The organism is Candidatus Polarisedimenticolaceae bacterium, from assembly GCA_036376135.1.
In the GTDB taxonomy this organism is placed as follows: Bacteria; Acidobacteriota; Polarisedimenticolia; order Polarisedimenticolales; family DASRJG01; genus DASVAW01.
Map to the genome: position 1 here is coordinate 1 of DASVAW010000112.1, position 16,612 is coordinate 16,612.

10 protein-coding genes are annotated in these 16,612 nt (G+C 69.8%); 3 read left to right on the forward strand and 7 right to left on the reverse strand.

The features are described 5' to 3' along the window. Positions 1–53: 53 nt before the first annotated feature. Positions 54–1,487, reverse strand: coding sequence for a S1 RNA-binding domain-containing protein (locus VF139_11285; GenBank protein ID HEX6851976.1), 1,434 nt, complete (start codon positions 1,485–1,487; stop codon positions 54–56). 85 nt (positions 1,488–1,572) lie between these two features. Between VF139_11285 and VF139_11290 the strand changes: the two genes are divergently transcribed. The 3 genes from VF139_11290 to VF139_11300 all read left to right on the forward strand — a co-directional run bounded on the left by VF139_11290 (position 1,573) and on the right by VF139_11300 (position 5,573). Next, positions 1,573–2,157: a DUF2846 domain-containing protein gene (locus tag VF139_11290; GenBank protein HEX6851977.1), complete on the forward strand. Its 585-nt coding sequence runs from the start codon at positions 1,573–1,575 to the stop codon at positions 2,155–2,157. Positions 2,158–2,222: 65 nt separating this feature from the next. Beyond that, positions 2,223–4,790 carry a hypothetical protein gene (locus VF139_11295; protein ID HEX6851978.1) on the forward strand — a complete coding sequence of 856 codons (2,568 nt, stop codon included), beginning with the start codon at positions 2,223–2,225 and terminating at the stop codon, positions 4,788–4,790. Positions 4,791–4,919: 129 nt separating this feature from the next. Beyond that, entirely contained in the window at positions 4,920–5,573 is a 654-nt protein-coding gene (locus VF139_11300; protein HEX6851979.1) for a hypothetical protein, read from the forward strand. Positions 5,574–5,641: 68 nt separating this feature from the next. Here VF139_11300 and VF139_11305 read toward each other — a convergent pair whose 3' ends face one another. From VF139_11305 to VF139_11330, 6 genes are all read right to left on the reverse strand, one after another. Beyond that, positions 5,642–6,037, reverse strand: coding sequence for a hypothetical protein (locus tag VF139_11305; GenBank protein ID HEX6851980.1), 396 nt, complete (start codon positions 6,035–6,037; stop codon positions 5,642–5,644). 103 nt (positions 6,038–6,140) lie between these two features. Further along, the gene (locus tag VF139_11310) at positions 6,141–7,208 is read right to left on the reverse strand and encodes a hypothetical protein (protein ID HEX6851981.1); all 1,068 of its coding nucleotides are present in this window, start codon (positions 7,206–7,208) and stop codon (positions 6,141–6,143) included. 72 nt (positions 7,209–7,280) lie between these two features. Next, positions 7,281–8,558, reverse strand: a complete 1,278-nt coding sequence (locus VF139_11315) for a hypothetical protein (protein HEX6851982.1) — start codon at positions 8,556–8,558, stop codon at positions 7,281–7,283. 38 nt (positions 8,559–8,596) lie between these two features. Next, a complete protein-coding gene (locus VF139_11320) occupies positions 8,597–9,892 on the reverse strand; it encodes a clostripain-related cysteine peptidase (GenBank protein ID HEX6851983.1) in 1,296 nt (431 codons plus the stop codon). 32 nt (positions 9,893–9,924) lie between these two features. Further along, the gene (locus VF139_11325) at positions 9,925–13,302 is read right to left on the reverse strand and encodes a CHAT domain-containing protein (GenBank protein ID HEX6851984.1); all 3,378 of its coding nucleotides are present in this window, start codon (positions 13,300–13,302) and stop codon (positions 9,925–9,927) included. A gap of 58 nt (positions 13,303–13,360) precedes the next feature. Then, a complete protein-coding gene (locus VF139_11330) occupies positions 13,361–16,171 on the reverse strand; it encodes a hypothetical protein (protein ID HEX6851985.1) in 2,811 nt (936 codons plus the stop codon). Positions 16,172–16,612 lie beyond the last annotated feature (441 nt).

Here is a 16,612-nt window from a genome sequence, read left to right on the forward strand (position 1 = left end):
ACTGTCCCCATTTTTTGGGGACAGTCCCCATTTATCGAAAATGGTTGCTGTCCCTATTTCTTGAGCGCGTTCCGGAGCTTGTCCGCGAGCGTGCCGAAGCCGTCCGAAGGGGCGGCGTCCCGGCGCTGGCTGTACTCGCGAATCTCCGCGCGCTCGGCCGCATCGAGGATGGCCTTGCGGCTGAGCCGGATGCGCCGGCCGCCCTCCTCGACGGCGAGCACCTCCACCTCGACCTCGCCCCCGAGCGGGAAGACCTTCGAGAGGTCCGCCTCCCGTTCGACGCCGGTCTCGCTCATCGGGACGAGCCCGGTCTTTCCCGGCGCGAGGAACACGAACACTCCGTACTTCTCGTGACGCTCGACCTTCCCCTTGAGCCGCGCGCCGGGGGTGATCCCGGCCCTCACGGGCGCCGACGGGGCGACCCCTTCCGCGCGCGTCGAGCCTTCGGGGACGAGCGCGACGCCGATGCGTTTCTTCTCGAGGTCGAGGCTCATCACCTCGAACGCCCCGGTGCCGCCGATCGGGACCGACGCCTTCCACCCGTCGCTCCGCCCGGTCGGCGGGAAGGTCGAGAGGTGCGCGAGCGCCTCGACCCCGGGCTCGAGCTCGACGAACGCGCCGAACTCGGCGTGGCGGGTGACGCGGCCCGCGTGCACGGCGCCGACGGCATACTTCTCCGCGACCTTCGACCACGGATCGGCCTGGAGCTGCTTGATCCCGAGCGAGATCTTGTTGTTCGCGGCGTCGACGCGGAGGACCTTGACCTGGATCTCCGCCCCCGGCTCGACGACCTGGGACGCGTCCTGCACGCGGGCCCAGCCCATCTCGGAGATGTGCAGCAGCCCCTGGATCCCCGCGCCGAGGTCGACGAAGGCGCCGTAGTCGCGGACCGAGGCGACGCGCCCGGTGAGGACGGCACCGGGAACGATCAGTTTGCGGATCTCCTCGGCCTGCTCCTGCTGCTCCTCCTCGAGGAGGGCCCGTCGCGAGACGACCACGTCGCGGTCCTTCAGCTCGAGGATGCGGAAGGTGTAGACCCGCCCCTCGTGCGACGAGGGCTCGGTGTTGCGGACGATGTCGATCTGCGAGATCGGGCAGAAGCCGCGCTGGCCGCCGATCTTGACCTCGTAGCCCCCCTTCACCGCGCGCTCGACCTTCCCCTCGACGGGAAGCCCCGAACGGAAGGCGTCCTCGAGCTGGCGGCGCGACGCCGCGCCCCGCGCGAGCCTGCGGGAGAGCTTGAGGCCGCCCGAGCTCGAGACCACGACCGCCTCGATCGTGTCCCCGACCGCCGCCTCGAGGACGCCGTCGTCGTCCTTCAGCTCCGCGAGGTCGATCGTCGCCTCCCCCTTGCCGCCGACGTCGACGAACGCGACGTCCCCCGCCAGGGCGACGACCGTCCCCTTGACGGATTGGCCGTCCTCGAAACGCTTCGTCTTGAGCGACGCCTCGAACAGGGTCGCGAAATCGTCCTCTTCGTCGGTCATGGCCGTCTCCGGTGAAATGGATCGGCCATTGTAGGCATCTCCCGGGATGGTGCTACAACAGCCGCGGCCCCTTGGAGGAGACCGTATGCAAGATCCGCTCGATCGCCGCGCTCGGACGACCCTTCTGGCGCTCCTGTTGCTCCTGGCCCCCGCCGGCGCCCTGGCCGCCGACGAAAAGGACGAAGCCCCGGACGACGAGGGATATGTCGTCTTCACCAAGGACCACCCCCTGGGGGTCGCCGAGGACGGCAAGGCTCTCGTCTACGTCCTCCGCCCGACGAGCGTGGGGTACGCGATCAAGAGTTTCTTCATCGTGGACGACACCCCCGCCGGGATCAATCGCGGAAGCAGCTACTTCTTCACGCAGGTCGACCCCGGCAAACACGTCTTCTGGTCGAAGTCGGAGAACGTCGACGCGCTGGAGCTCGAGGTCGAGGCCGGCAAGACGTACTACATCCAGCAGCACGTCCAGATCGGCGGATTCCGCGCGAGGACCAAGCTCGAGGTCCTCGACGAGGAGGCGGGAAAGGCCGCCCTCGCGAAGTGCAAGAAACACGGGACGATGACCGCCCGGGGACGCGCCAAAGCCGACGAGATCGTGGCCGAGCACAAGAAGGACACCCAGGAGGACCTCGATCGGCGTGCGGAAAAGGCAACGAAGGGGAAGTAGGGCGATCGCCCCTTCAATCTCGACCGCACCGGCGTAATCTCTGGTCACGGCATCAGGGGTGATCCATGCGGTTCGTCGTCGCCGCCCTCGTGGCGCTCCCGGTCACCGCGGTCGCGGCCGGAGGGGTCGTGCGCCCCCTCACCGACGTCGTCCGCCCGACGGTCACCCGGGCGGCCCTCGACGACGCTTCGACCGGGATCTGGGCGGTCACCGCAGCCGACCCCCTCGGCACCAACCCCGGGAACGTCCCCCAGATCTTCCGCTGGAACCCCGCGACGGGGGACGTCGCGCAGGTGACCTTCCTGGGAGACGGCGTCGTCGTCCCTCACCCTCCCGAGGTCCTGACCCCCTGGCCCGCGATGAGCGGCGTCTCGGTCAGCGACGACGGATTGTGGCTCGCGTTCCTGTCGAGGGAAAATCTCACGGGACAGAACGCCGATCGGAACGTCGAGCTCTTTCTCATGAAGGCGGACGGCTCGGTGCTCCGGCAGCTCACCGCGACCACCGACGCGCTCGCGAAGATCTCCCGTTTCGCGATCTCCGGGGACGGCGCGCGCGTCGTCTTCCTCTCCGACGGGGAGCTCACGGTCGCGAACCCCGATCGGATGACGCTCGCGTACGTCGTCGCGGCTGACGGCACGGGCCTCCGGCGACTGACCTCCGCCCCGCCGGTCCGCGGAACCGAATGGGTTTCCGTCTCCGATGACGGCACCCGGGCGGTGGTATGCGAGGGGGTCGCGAACGGGACCTTCCAGGTCGCCGCGGTCGACGTGGACTCCGGCACGACCCGCGCGCTGACGAACCTCTCCGGGTTCTGCCGCATCGCCGAGATCTCCGGCGACGGCGGGACGGTCGCGTTCGAGACCTCGGCGACGGGAATCCCCGCTCCGGGAACGGGTCAGCCCCAATGTCAGGGCAACGTTCAGATCGCGACCGTCCGCTGGGACGGAACGCAGCTCCAGGAGGTGTCCGGCGCCTGTGCCTGTCAGGGGAGCTTCGCGCCGAGCGTCGCCTACGGCCCGACGCTTCTCGACGACGGGAGCTGGGTGGTCCACTCGAAGCGCGACTGCGGCTGGGAGATCTACAAGACACGAACCGACGGCACCGCCCAGGTGAGGCTCACCGTCTCGGGGTTCGAGGGGCCCGGCGCGTGTATCTGGGCGGTCGCGCCCGGAGGCACGGGGAGAATCGCCTTCCTCTGCGACGGGGAACCGACGTGGGCCCAGGGGGAGAACCCCGACGGCGGCAACGAGCTCCACAGCACGACCCAGACGGGAGCCGATCCCTTCAACGACGCGCTGCAGCTATCCCACGTCCGCGGCGGGGACAACGAATACCCCGACCTCACCCCCGACGGCGCCACCGTCGTCTTCTCCTCGAACGCCCAGCCCGACGGGGCTCCCCCGTCGCCGATCTCGCAGATCTACCGTCTCGAGACGACGGGGGGCGCCCCCGCCGCCGTAACGTCGTTCGCGACGGGTGCGGCGACCTTCCCGAGGGTGACTGACGACGGCGGCACGATCGTCTTCCTGTCCAACGCCGACCCGTTCGGTCTCGATCCGGACGACGCGTTCGCCCTCTACGCGATCGCGTCGAACGGCACGCAGCTGCGACGGCTGAGCCCCGTGGGGCACGAGGTTTCCTCGAGCGCGGACGTCGCGGGGAACGGGTCGCTCGCGGTGTTCGCGTCGCGCGTCGCCGGCGGCGGGGAGAACGTCTACCGGGTCGGTCTCGACGGCTCGGGGGTGGCGCTCATCGGGCCGCAAGGGATCGGGGCGATCGTCGATGCCACGGGCACGTGGGTCGCCTACCTCGACGCCGTCGGCGGGCTCTATCGCACCCGCGCCGACGCGTCGATGGCGCCGCAGCTTCTCTACACGGATCCGTACTTCGCGGGTGTCGACATGTCCGAAGACGGCGACGTGATCGCGTTCACCTCGGCGACCGACCCCGGCGGCGTCAACCCCGACGGGAACGGGGAGGTCTTCTTGTGGGAGGCCGCGACGAACGCCGTGCGCGCGCTGACCTCGACGGCCACCGGCGACCACACGCAACTCGCGCTGAGCCGCGACGGCACCCGGGTCGTCGTCGTCAGCACGGTGCCTCGATTCGATGCCTCGGTCCCCCCGGAGCTCGTCCGCATCGACGTCGCCACCGGGGAGGTCGAACGGGTCGACGGATTGCGCCCCGGCGAGGCGCGGCTGCTGGTGGCCGACCTCCACGGCGACCGCGTGGCGTTCGAGGGCACCGGCCGGGCGTCGGGTGCGAACCCGGACGGGAACCGCGAGATCGTCCTCCTCGATCGGACGGCGACGGCATCGATCCGCGTGAGCCCCGGCTTCGCGCCGACGACGGTCTCGTGGGACGTCGAATCGGGGCCGTCGACCTACGACGTGATCCGCGGAGACGTGGCGTCGCTCGCGATCGCGGGGGCGACGGTGGACCTGGGCGTCGTGACCTGCGTCGAGAACGATTCCGCCGACGCCCTGGCCGGCGATGCCGTCGCACCCGCGCCGGGGGAGGCCTGGTTCTACCTCCACCGCGGCTCCGCCGGCGCGCTCGCGGGCCCGGGAACCTACGGCGCGGGGAGCGGGAACCGCGAACGGATCCCCGGCGGCGGAGGTTGCGAGTAACGGGTCAAGTCTTCAACCGGCGTTTGACCCGGGTCCGCAACCGTCCGTGAAGACTCGACCCATTGCCCGTTGCCCCGTGCGCGGTCGGAGCGTATGAAGACGTGACCCCTCTTTCCAGGAGGCCCCGTCATGAAGCTCCATCGACTCGCGCCGGCGGCCTGCATCGCCGCCCTGTTCGCGCTTCCGAGCGCCGCCGCGCCCACCATCACCGTCACCGAGACCTACGACGGCCCCGTCGAGGAGGCCAGCTGGCGGGTCGCGTCGTTCGACACGATCCTCGAGTTCGGCGGCTGGCCGGACGCCTACCTCCGTGTGGCCGGCCTCGACACCTTCGGTCCCCGGATCTTCGCGGTTCCGGAACGGGCCTCGAAGTTCCTGGGCGACTACCGCGCCAAGGGGGTCAGCGGACTCGGGGTCGACGTCAACCTCTTCGGCATCGACTTCGGCGCCGAGGGGCGCCCCGTTTCGCTCTACCTCACGAATCGCATGGACCCCGAGGACCCGTTCGACGATTGCGACGTGGTGTACGTCGGGGCGAAAAACGTCCCCAAACCCGGCACCGGCTGGAAGTCCTTCGACTTCCGAGTTCCCTCGGAGAGCACCACGCTCCCGCCGGGATGGGTGACGGTCGGCGAGTGCGGAGGGCTCTCACCCGACGAGGCCTGGAACGCCGTGATCACCGACGTCGAGGACGCCAGCTTCTACTTCGGTGAACCGGACTACTTCTACATCTTCCAGGTCTGGAACCTCGGCTTCGACAACCCGCGCATCCGGATGAATTAGGGGTCAAGTCTTCGCTCGTGCGTGCTGCGCGGATCTGCAACGGCGGGTGATGACTTGACCCCTTCCGATCAATCGAGGCAGACCGTCACGCCGATGTTGTTCGTGTAGCAGCAGGGGTCGCACGACGAGCGCGGCGAGCCGTTGTAGGTGCACTTGCACCACGTCCGGCCCTTGCACGGCTTGCAGGCGGCGACCTGCGTCGCGGAGTCCGCGAGATCCTGCCCGATGGCGGGCGTCGCCATCGACGCATCCGCCTCCTCGCACGCGGCGTCGGACTCGAGCCCCTCGATTTCGACCACGACCGGCACCTCGACCGTGTCCGGCGCCTCGACACCCGGCGCCGCCTGCGAGACCGGGACGTCGGCCGCGACGGCCGTGCCGGCGAAACAGACCACCCCGAAGATCAGGGCAAGCGCCATCGTCCACTTCTTCATTCCGTCCCCCACCTTGGCCTCCACGGCCACGAATCGACCTCGACCGGGGCCGCCGCGGGACGCGGCGAGCCACTGGCGGTCGGGTGCGTGGGGGAACCCTATCGCGATCCGGCGGTGGAAACGTCCCGCATTCTCACCGGGCGCCGCCCCGCGCCCACGCCTCGTAGGCCTCCACCTTCCGGTCGTGCCGGGCGACCCACCGTGCGGCGTCCTCGTCGCCGGCGGAGCGCAGGAGCAGGTAGGTGAACGTCTCGGCGTGGCCGGATTCCTTCAGCTCGACGAACCACGGCAGCGTGAGCCGCCAAAACGGGTCCTCCGCCACGAAGTCGAGACCCGAGAAGATGCCGATCAGCGCGCCGAAGGCGAAGACGCAGAACTCGGCGTCGGACTTCGACTTCCACGGAGGGCTGAACCGCTGCGCCGCCATGGCGGCGATCGTGATCTCCTCGATGCTGGCGGGGGTCCGGTCGCGCTCGTCTCCGCCGGTGACCTTGACGGGTCCGACGAAAACGATGGCCCCGGCCCCCTCGGGGGCTTTCGGGTTCTCGAACGCCGCCAACCCGGCGAACAACCCGATCCACGCCTTCATCGCCGCCACACGACCGCGCAGCGATGCCGGCTCGAGGCCGGCGGCGCGTGCGCCGGAGAAGAAGGCCCGCGCGGGACGTTCCAACGCTTCGGCCGCCGCCGCGATCCCAAGCCACGTCTCCACGTCTCGGGGATCGAGCCTCGCGGATTCCAGGAAGGCGTCGAGCGCCTCGGTCGGGCGGTTCTGCGCGGCGAGATTGACGCCGAGCTGCTGATGCGATCGCGCTCGGTCGGGCATGAGCTCGACCGCCCGACGCAGGACCGGCTCCGCCTTCGCGTGGGCCCCGAGCGCCCCGTGCGTCCGCCCGAGGATCGCGTACGACCGCGGGTCCTGCTCGACCCCGCTCGCAAGCTCGGCCTCGAGGAACGCAACGAGCTCGTCGAGACGCTTGCCGCCGCTGAACCACGAGTACGCGAGCCCGTACACGGCGGCCGGTTCGTGCGGGTAGTCCTTCAGAACCGAGCGATACGCCTCCATCGCGCCCACGTAGTTCGCGTTGCCGTGGAGGCGCTCGGCTTCGCGAATCCGCTCCTCCCGATCGGCGGCGTGGAGCGGTGCCCCGGCGTCCGCGACGGCGAACAGCGCGACCAGGAGCCAGGCGACACGGCACATGACAGCCTCGTGGACCGATCGCCGGAAGGATACGCTGCATCTGCTCCGACGCCGGTCCTTGCGCCGCGGGGCTCAAGGGTTCGGGTCTTCACCCGTGCGTTTCTCCCGATCCTGCGACCGTGGGGGAAGACTCGACCCCTGCGTCGCCGGCGGCTTCGGCAGAGCCAGGGTCCCGACCCACGCCCCCATCGCCGACGCGACCAGGACGAATACGTCGCTGACCCGGACCTTGTAGTCGATCAGGAGCGTGTTCACGCCGAGGAGCAGCAGCCCGAAGACGAGGAGTCCGACGATCACCGCCACCACCAGCGTGACGACGGTGCGGCCGGCCTTGGCCCCGCGCCGCAATCCCGGCAGAACGCGAACGAGTCCGCCGAGAAGCCCACCGAGGATCGCGGAAACGATCGTCCGCCACGGAGGGTCGAACGTGATGTCCGCCGTGGCGTTGCTGAATCCCGCCGCGCTCGCGACGATTCGAACTCTCCCCGACCCGTCCGAGCGGAGGACCGTGTCGGCGGTGCCGTCGGGCGAGAGCTTGAGCGTCGCCGTCTCGAGATAGGCGCTGGGATCGGTTCGCAGGGCGACGACCACGGTCTCCGGGTTCGGGTGCCCCACCGCCTCGACGTGCACCCGCGCGGTCTCCAGTCCGTACCCCTGGATCCTCAGGCGGTCCGTGTTCACCAGCAGCCGCGGCGTCACCCCGAGCGAGACGGGTTCCCCGGCCGGATTGAACCGCGACGCAACGTGAACCACGAGGTTCGACTTGGCGTCCGGCACCTTGATCGTCACGGTCTCGAAGGGCGGGCTCGACCGGCTCATCGACACGCGGGCGGGCTCGGCGAGGTTGGATTCCACCACTTCGAACTGAACCGGCGCGGACAACGTGTCGAAGCTCTCGCCGCTGACCGACGCGAGCCCGAGTCGGATCGTCCCCACGTACGTGTTCGCCGTCGTGTCGAAGGTGAGGGGCTGGCCGGCCAGGGCGTACGCCTTGACCTGCACCTCGGGACCGCCGAGCGCGGTGAGTTGGCGCTCCACGCCGGGGAACGCCGTGATCTCCGCCCCGGCGGCGGCGGCGGCGACCTGCTGGGTGACGACCTCGGTCGCCTGGGCCTCGGACGCGGCGTCGAGATCGACCTTGTACGGAACTCCCGCCACGAGCGCCGCGGGCGGCGGCCTCGACGGCGCCGGAGTGGGCAGGATCTGTCCTGCATTCTGTGCCGTGACATTCCTTCTGGCGATCTGACGCCTGAGTCGCTGCACTGCCTCGCTCGGCACCTGGGCCCCGGCGTCCGGCACCGCGGCGCCGAGCAGCGCCGCGACGACCGCCACGCTCAGGATCGCCGACACACTCCGACTGCCGCCGTGTCGCATTCTCAGCGCTCCTTTCACCGTGGGCGCCGCCCGATCGCTCCCAGGTACGTCCGCACCCACGCTCCCCACGCGTTCTTCCCGGAGAACTCGAGACGGTCGTAAAGCGGCGACATCTTTCGTTTCGGGAAGTAGATGGACAACCCACGGGAGTGGGCGACTTCCTTCCCGCGGAATCCGGTGGCGACGACGCAGGTTCGAACGGCCGAGACGACGGAACGGCACGCCGCGCCGACCGCGACGTCGCCGACGTGCTTCGCGATCAGCTCCGCGAGGTCGACGAGATCCACGTATTCGTCGTACGGCTCGCTGTACTCCTGAACCTGATCCCGCGCGCTGCGGACGCCGGCGATGACCGCCGGGTCCCCTTTCAGGCGGACGAGCGCCTTCGCCAGACGATCCACCGCGGTCGCCACGGGTTCGACGCGGGCCAGATCGACCGCGGATTGGGTGACGATTTCCCCGGGAGGGTACGAGGCGAGGTACTCGCGGACGATGCGATCGGAAAGGGCGCGCGCGGACATCGCCGGGCGCGCCACCAGCGCCTTCAGGATCCGGTCGTAGGGCCACCCCTCCGCGGGCTCGGTCTCCTGCGATCCGACCGCGAAGGCGGCCGTGCCCCGCACCTGGAAGGCCACCTCGAGCATGCCCATCAGGCACGCGTCGAGACCGAGGACGTCGATCTTCCGCCCGAGCCGCGCCTTCACCCGCGCGAGGACCTTCCGGATCTCGACGTTGTCGAGGAAGTCCTGCGCGTCGTCGTCGAAGGCGATGGCCCGGGTGGACACCGCCGCGCGCACGCTCGTGCGGAACAGGGCACTCCGGTTCCGCCGCAGCGCCGATCGGACCTGTCCCGACGACAACGTTCCTCGCCCGCGCCCCGCCGCGTTCGCGACGACCAGGGGGCCGCGCACGACGGGCGGCAGCGAGCCGCTGAACGCGTTCCCTTCGAAAACGTTGGCGTCGTCCCACCCGGACCCGTGGTTCCAGAGCACGAGGAGGTAACGCTTCGCGGGGTACGTGCGCATCCCCCACGTGACGAAGTCCTCGAGGACGCGCGGATCCCCGGTGTTCGTTTCGCCCAGGGACTGGACCACGTCGGCGGGGAGCGTCGTCCCCTTGCGGACGAGGTAGCGGTGGGTCTTCCGTCCCGCGCCCGCGCGGTCGAATTGCACGACGATGTTGACGCTCCGGCTCGATCCCGCGCGCTTCATCTCTTCGAGATCGGCCACCCCCGCGAAGTCGAGATCGTTGTCGCCGGCCATGTAGACGAGGACCGTCCAGGTCTTCTGCGCCGCCTTCCGTTTCGCCATCGCTCGACCTCCACGTCCGTACCTGGGTGCCGTCAGCGCATCACCAGGGTCGGATCGCCGTAGTGCTGGTAGGCGGCCCACAACGAGCCGTAGCGCGGCTGGATCGCCAGCGCCCTCCTGCCCGCGAGGACCGCGTCGCCCACGGACGCCCCGTCCCGCAGCAGGGCCCGGTAGAACGCCCCGGCGAACAAGATCGCGCCCTGGTCGTCGACCTCCCAGGCGGTTCCCACGTAGTCCCGGACCCCGCGCGCGAAGAAGGCGTCCGCCAGGGACGGCAACAACGCCGCCTCTTCGGAGCGCGTGCGGATCTGGCGGCCGCCCGACGCCACCGACGACGTCCTGCCCGAAAGACAGGCGTTCGCGACGACGAGGCGCGGCGCGCGATCCACGCGCTCCAGCTCGCCCGCCGCGAGCAACCCGCCCTTGAATACCCAGCCGACGCGGGACGGGTTTCGCGCATCGAAGTCGCCGTGGCCGCAGTAATGCAGGATGTCGAAACCGCCGGTCATGAGCTTCCGAAGCACGTCCAGGCGGCGAGCCGGCGGGATCCCCGCAATCGGCCCCCCGCCGTTCGACGGGGCGCCGATCAGCAATTCCACTTCGACGCCGCACGAGCCGAGCAGGTCGCTCACCTCGCGCGCCTCCACCCGCGCGCCCGGGAGATCCTCGCTCCGCTCCGGGTCGCCCGGATCCCCCACGACGAGGGCGCGAAGGCGCGCCCCTGACTCCGGCTCCCGCCGCGGCGGCGGACTGAACGTCGTCCGCAGTTGTCGGGCCACCGGTCGCCGCAGGCCGACGCAACCCGATGCCGCCACCGCGTCGACTTCGAGGCAGAGCATTTCCCAGTGCCCCGGCGCCATGTTCCGATCGACCTCGAAGATGATCGGCCGATCCACGTCCGCCACCAGGTCTCGGAAGTCCCGGGGCAACACCAGCCGGGCCAGCGTATCGCCGAGTCCGGCGACCTCCTCGGCGGGAGGGCGGACCATCCGCTCGATCGCTTCGCTCACCAGCGCCGGGTCGATCCCGACGACGCGCTCGGCGACCGTCGTCGTGTTCGTGATCGCCGCCACCACGATCTTCCCGTCGGCGACGAACACGCTCAGCCGCGTCGGCACCGTCACCGGCGCCTGCGCGGCGTCGGCGTCCGTCGGCGCCTTCTCCGACTCCCTGGCGGCCTCCGCGAGGACCGCCGACACCTCCGCCGCCGAGGCGAGCCGCGTCAGCTCGCGCTCCCGCACCTCCCCCAGGAGCTGTTTCAGCGCCCTGCGCGCGCGGGCCGGCGCCGACGGCGCGCTCGCCTGGAGCGCGGCGCCATGGATCCAACGATCCACCAGCGGCTTCCCGATGCGTTTGCCGTCGCCCCGGATCACGCGGGGGCCCACGAGCAGGCGCACCGCTTGCGCGATCTCGGGATCCTGCGCCGCGGCCCGAAGCGCCACGAGGATCTGCTCGGACTTCTCGACGTCCTGCTCGGCGAAGACGACCCTGCGCACGGCCCCCTCCCCGACCGCTCCCGCGTTCACGGCATCGGCGAGCCCGAGGAGCATGCTGCGCACGGCGATCTTGGGAGCGAGGCATCCCTCGCCCGAGCCGATGAGCACGGTGCACAACGTGCCCCTGCGCGGAAGGCTCGACACGACGACCGACAATCGCCTCGCGAGGGTTCGCAGGGACCCCGCGCCGAACGTCCCCGCGTGCCCCATTCCCGCGATCGCCGCCACCCGTCTCGGATTCCCCGCGATCGGATAGAACTGGACGTCCCCCAGCGCGCCCACGAGCTCCCCACGCCGCGTGAGCGAGGTGAGGACGAGCTTCGCGGTCTCGCGGGTCCCGGAGACCATCCGGTCCACGGCGAGCTCCGCCCGTTGCGGCGGCACGCCGATGTAGTGGCCGACGGCATAGACGTCGGCATCGACGTTCGAGATGTCGTCGCACCGGACCTCGACGGCGATCCGCGGCACGCGCGCGCCCCGCGCGCGCCGCCGAGCCATCGGGAGCGCCTCGCCGCCGAAGAGGGTCCGCAGTACCTCCGACTCCAGCCGCGCCTGCTCCACGAGCGGGTCCCCGGCCCGCCGCCCGCGGGTCCTCCGGCTCGCGGCCGTCTTCACCGCGTTCAGCCGATCGGCGACCTCCGCGGGAATCTCGCCCGCGCGCGCCGCCTCGATCCAGATCTCCTCTTCCTTCCCGCGAACCGTGGGCGGGGCGACCGCGTCGAGCCGGCCGGTCGTCCCCTCGAGGAGCAGGTCGTCGATCGCGTCGAGCACCGCGTCGTTCTTGCAGAGGTTCATGTGCGCGTCGCGCACGAAGAACATCGGAACGCCGGGGAGCCGACCGAGCTCATGCGGCACGGTGCCGTCACCGTTCCGGGTCTGGAGCAGCTCGAACTTCCCCGGGCTCGGGACGCGGATCCGGAAGTTGGTCTTCTCGCCGTATCCGGCGACGTAGGTCATCCGCTCGGGGGAGCGCACCTCGCGCAGTCGTCCGTGAAACGCCGCGGCGTGATCGAGGTGCGCCGGCCGCACCGGAGCGGATCCCCAGGCCGCGGCGGTGTAGAGCTTCGCGTGGTCGTCGTCGATGTCCACGTAGGGAGCCGGCAATAGCTGGTACGTGCCGAGGAACGAGTTGAAGACGCGCAGCTCCTGCTTCTTGGAGTGCGGCAGGTCGAGCGCGGAGATCAGCTTCACCATCCCGTGATCGCCCGACAGCGCCAGCGGCGCGTTGTACGAGCCGCGATTGGGGGTGCCGAGCATCACGAGCCGCCCCCCTTTCTTGCGACCATCCGGATCGTCCATCGACCGCCACAGGTCGGGCTGGCGGACCATCAGACTGCGGGTGACGAGCCCTCCCATGGAGTGGGCGACGACGTGGACCGGTTCCCCCTTCCCCCAGTTCCGGATCTCGGCGGCGAGCGCGTCGGCGGCCGCGTCGACGTCCCAGCGCCAGTCGTAGCAGAACGGCTTGACGTCCCAGTTCTCGTCGAGCTGGAGCAGCATCGGCAGGTAGACCATCTCGAGCTGCCCGTCGGTGCGGACCTGGATCTTCTTCGGGACAGGATGCCCGTCGGCGTCGAGCTCGAGCTCCTTCATCCGGCCCCAGAGCAGGCGCCACAGGTTCAGCCAGATCCGATCCTTGTCGTCGGAGGCGTCGACCGTGGCGAGATGACAACCCATCGTCCCGTGAAGGACGACGACCTTGCCGCGCTTGACGGCGCGCGCGCGACGCAGGGAGAGCTGGTCCAGTCGACGCATTCCCGCGTCGCCGAACGCGGCGTGCAGCGCCGCTCGATCCTGGTCGGATAGACCCCCCAGGACCTCGCGCGCCTGGGCGAGAGTCCCGGAGGCGACTGCGCGACGCAGGGCGCGCAGCGCCGGCGGGAAGGGCGGGGGTTGCGTTTCTCGGTTGGCCATGGCGATGCTCCCTTCGGTTCGCCGCTGCAGCCTCGATCGGCCGCTCTCCCGTCGCCGCTCACCCCGCTTCCGGCAATCGATCGAACCGGGTCTCCACCTTCCGTTGCGTGATCGGGTGCAGGTACGCGATGCGCAGGCTCGCGCCGCGATCCTGGGAGGAGGTGAGCAAGGTGAACATCGTCATCACGAAGTTCCGCCCGGACACCTTGCCGGCGACGTCGAGGTCTTTCATGAACTTGCCGAGTTTCGTCACCAGGAGCGGAATCCGCTCCGGCCTGCGCTGGACGAACACGTCGCGGTGGATCTCGAGCAACAAGGCGACGTAGCTCTGCTTGATATCGAGCAGGTGCGCCTTCACGAAACCCGGCAGCGACGGCGAGAACGGCATGAGGCCGAGGGCCTGGACGTAGGCCGCGGCCAGGGCGTTCCCGAGCTCGCCCGGGTTCCGGCCGGGGTCGAAGACCGACGCCAGGGCCATCGGCGACAGGGACGCGTCGAGCCGAAGTGTGATTTCCCCGATCGCGCCCGCGCGCATGGCCTCTTCCGTGGAGGCTCTCGCCTGCTCCCAGGCCGACTCCTCCTCCAGCAACCAGCCGGCGCACCGCCGCATCTCGTCGAGCCCCTTGCGGAACGACTTCACGCTCGGCGTGTCCTTCAACGTCTCGGCGAACGAATACCCCACCGACGATCGCCGGAGCTCGAAGGCGTCGCGGACGAGGCGATCCTCGGCCCGCACCCAGCGCTCCTCGAATGCGACCTCGAACAGCGTCTGGACGTGGACGAGCCGTCGGCGTGTTTCCACGATCCGCTCGTCGCCGGTCTTCACGCTTTGCACCAGGATCTCGCCGTCGTCGGTCGCTTCGATCTGCGTGGCGCTGCTCAGGAGGAACCGGTCGATCGTCATCCGATTCCGGCCGTTGATGCTCGTCCGTACCGTGAAGTCCCGGCGCAGGCTCTCCTCGACGTACGACTTCCAGAAGCGAATGGAGCCGGGGTGGTCGCGGCGAAGACCCAGCGCCGCCGCGACGTCCCCCCTCAGCAGGTGCCGATAGGCGGCCCTCCCGGCGTCGCTTCCTGGATCGACGTCGACGGAGGCGAGCGTCTGGTTGGTCTGCAGGCGGGACCACGCCAGGGAGGCGTTCAGCATGAGATTCCGGTTGAGGGCTTTCTCCAGCGCCTCGGCGGCCGTCGCCCGCGCCCGGTCGTATCCGTCCACCAGCTTTTTCAGCTCGGCCTTCACCTTCTCGGCGACGGCGGCGAGATGGTCCACCGGCTGGTTCAGCTTCGTCGAGAGATGGGTCTCGAGCCAGACGATCTTCTCCTCGAGAAGGGTCTGGAGCGGCTCGGCCTTCTTCGACTCGAGCACGCGGCGGATCTTCTCGACGGTCGTGGAGATCGACAGCTCGTTCTGGATCCGGCGATAGGCGCCCTCGATGCGGCGTTGGATCTCCTCGCGCTGCTCCCGGTAACGCGTGACGAGCCGCTTCAGGTCGCTGAATCGGTTCCGGATCCAGCTCTCGATCGGCGACGCGTCGCCGTACCCCTTGCGCGTCCACTCGACGACCGCGCGGATCCGCCGGACTTCGTCATCGGACAGCGTTCTTCCCGCGAGTTGCTTCGTGTCGAGGATCCCCTGCAGCTCCCCCGCCCTCGCGAGGCTGTCGATCGTGTCCACGGCGGCGTCGAGCTCGGAAAGCGCGTTCGAGGATTCCAGCGCCTGCTCGACGAACGCGAGGATCTTGGCGTCGAAGGCGTCGTAGGCCTGCACCAGCTCCTCGGCCCGCCGGAAGAGCTCCGCGTAGGCCGCGTCGACGGCGACGGCAGAGGGCTCGAGCCCCGAGCGAAGCGCCTCGGCGAGCCTCGCGACGGTCGCCTCCCGGATCTTCGTCCGCAGCTCCTCGACGTCTCCCGCGGGATCGAGCGCGCGGATCCGGGCCATGAGGCTCGGAAGCGGCGTCCGGCCGAGCAGCCCGTCGACGAACTCCGCGGTGGCCGCCTCCCCATCCGCACCGGAACCCGTCTTCAGGTGAATGTCGACGGAAACGCTCGCGGCCAGGCTCGCCTCGGATCGGCGGGTCTTCACGAACGAGACATTGAGCCAGTCGGGATTCTGCAGCCCCGGTCGCACGACCAGCGTGTGCGCCCCCTGAAAACGAACGGAGCCGCTCAGTCCGACCCGCGCCTCCGCCTTGGCCTCGACGGTCAGGTCCACCCCGGCGAGGTCCTCACCGAACGATCGGGAGCCCCCCACCGTCCACCCGTAGCCGATCTCGGCTCCGAGCTCGAGGCCGCCCGAGAACTCGGCGACGAGGATCTCGCCCGGCGCGGGCGGATGGGTCAGGGCGTTGAAGGGGGATTTGCTCGCGCGGAAGGTGGAGAGCAGCGCCGTGCGAGCGCCCGTGGCCTTCGGGAGCTCCTTGAAGAACCGGAGGACGATCTCGGCCTTGCCGTCGGCACGGAGCGCGATCGCGATGCCGTCCAGCGTTCCCCGGACCGAGGCGTCCGCGCGCAGCGCCGCAGCGAGCTCGACGCCGCAGATCACCCGGTCGGCCGGCACGACGGCCGGAGCGATCGACTGGTCGGGCCAGGGGACCTCGAGATCCGCCACGCGCACGGTGTCCCCCGGCGCAAAAAACGCCGCGTCCAGCTCGAACTCCGCGAGCACTGTCAGCGACTGGCTGAGACCTGCGATCTCGGTGATGGGATCGACGTCGCCGGAGACCGTGCAGTCGGTGATGCGGACGATCGACTTCTTCGTGATCGGGTCGTCGTGCTCCAGGAGGGCGGCGAGGTCGTCCGGCAGCTTGGCGAGGACGAGTTCCTTCACCTTCCCCGAAACGAGAACGCTGAGATCTTCTTTGATATTCATCGAAGCTCCGCGAGTCCGAAAGCCATCCCGAGGTCGCGCACGACGCTCCTCCCGGATCGCCATCCCCTCACAGCGATTCGACGTGGGTGTTCTTGCCTCGAAAGCCAACGCACCCGCCGGCTCCTTCGCGCACGGCGGGTGTCGTTGGCGGGTAGATACCCCGCCCGGGATGCGAGTGCAGTAGGAAATTCCGCGACGCAGCGAAATCCTTTCGGAGGCTTTAGGGATTGCAATTGTTTCGCGCGACGCGACCGAGCGAACGCTCAGCGCGACGGCGGGATCTGGGGAGACACGAACGGGTCGAGGCTCGATCCCTTGAACCCCGCCGGGTCCCACTTCGAAGCCGCTCCGAACAGCTCGGTCCCGATGTGCTCGCCGAGCTTCCGGTAGCTCTCCCACTGCGCCTCGTCGAAGAACTGGTCGGACGTCGGCTCGTGCGGG

Excerpts from the sequence above, each read along its gene's own strand:
- VF139_11285 (HEX6851976.1), bottom strand. The coding sequence starts at position 1,487 with ATGACCGACGAAGAGGACGATTTCGCGACCCTGTTCGAGGCGTCGCTC.
- VF139_11290 (HEX6851977.1), top strand. The coding sequence starts at position 1,573 with ATGCAAGATCCGCTCGATCGCCGCGCTCGGACGACCCTTCTGGCGCTC.
- VF139_11295 (HEX6851978.1), top strand. The coding sequence starts at position 2,223 with ATGCGGTTCGTCGTCGCCGCCCTCGTGGCGCTCCCGGTCACCGCGGTC.
- VF139_11300 (HEX6851979.1), top strand. The coding sequence starts at position 4,920 with ATGAAGCTCCATCGACTCGCGCCGGCGGCCTGCATCGCCGCCCTGTTC.
- VF139_11310 (HEX6851981.1), bottom strand. The coding sequence starts at position 7,208 with ATGTGCCGTGTCGCCTGGCTCCTGGTCGCGCTGTTCGCCGTCGCGGAC.
- VF139_11320 (HEX6851983.1), bottom strand. The coding sequence starts at position 9,892 with ATGGCGAAACGGAAGGCGGCGCAGAAGACCTGGACGGTCCTCGTCTAC.
- VF139_11325 (HEX6851984.1), bottom strand. The coding sequence starts at position 13,302 with ATGGCCAACCGAGAAACGCAACCCCCGCCCTTCCCGCCGGCGCTGCGC.
- VF139_11330 (HEX6851985.1), bottom strand. The coding sequence starts at position 16,171 with ATGAATATCAAAGAAGATCTCAGCGTTCTCGTTTCGGGGAAGGTGAAG.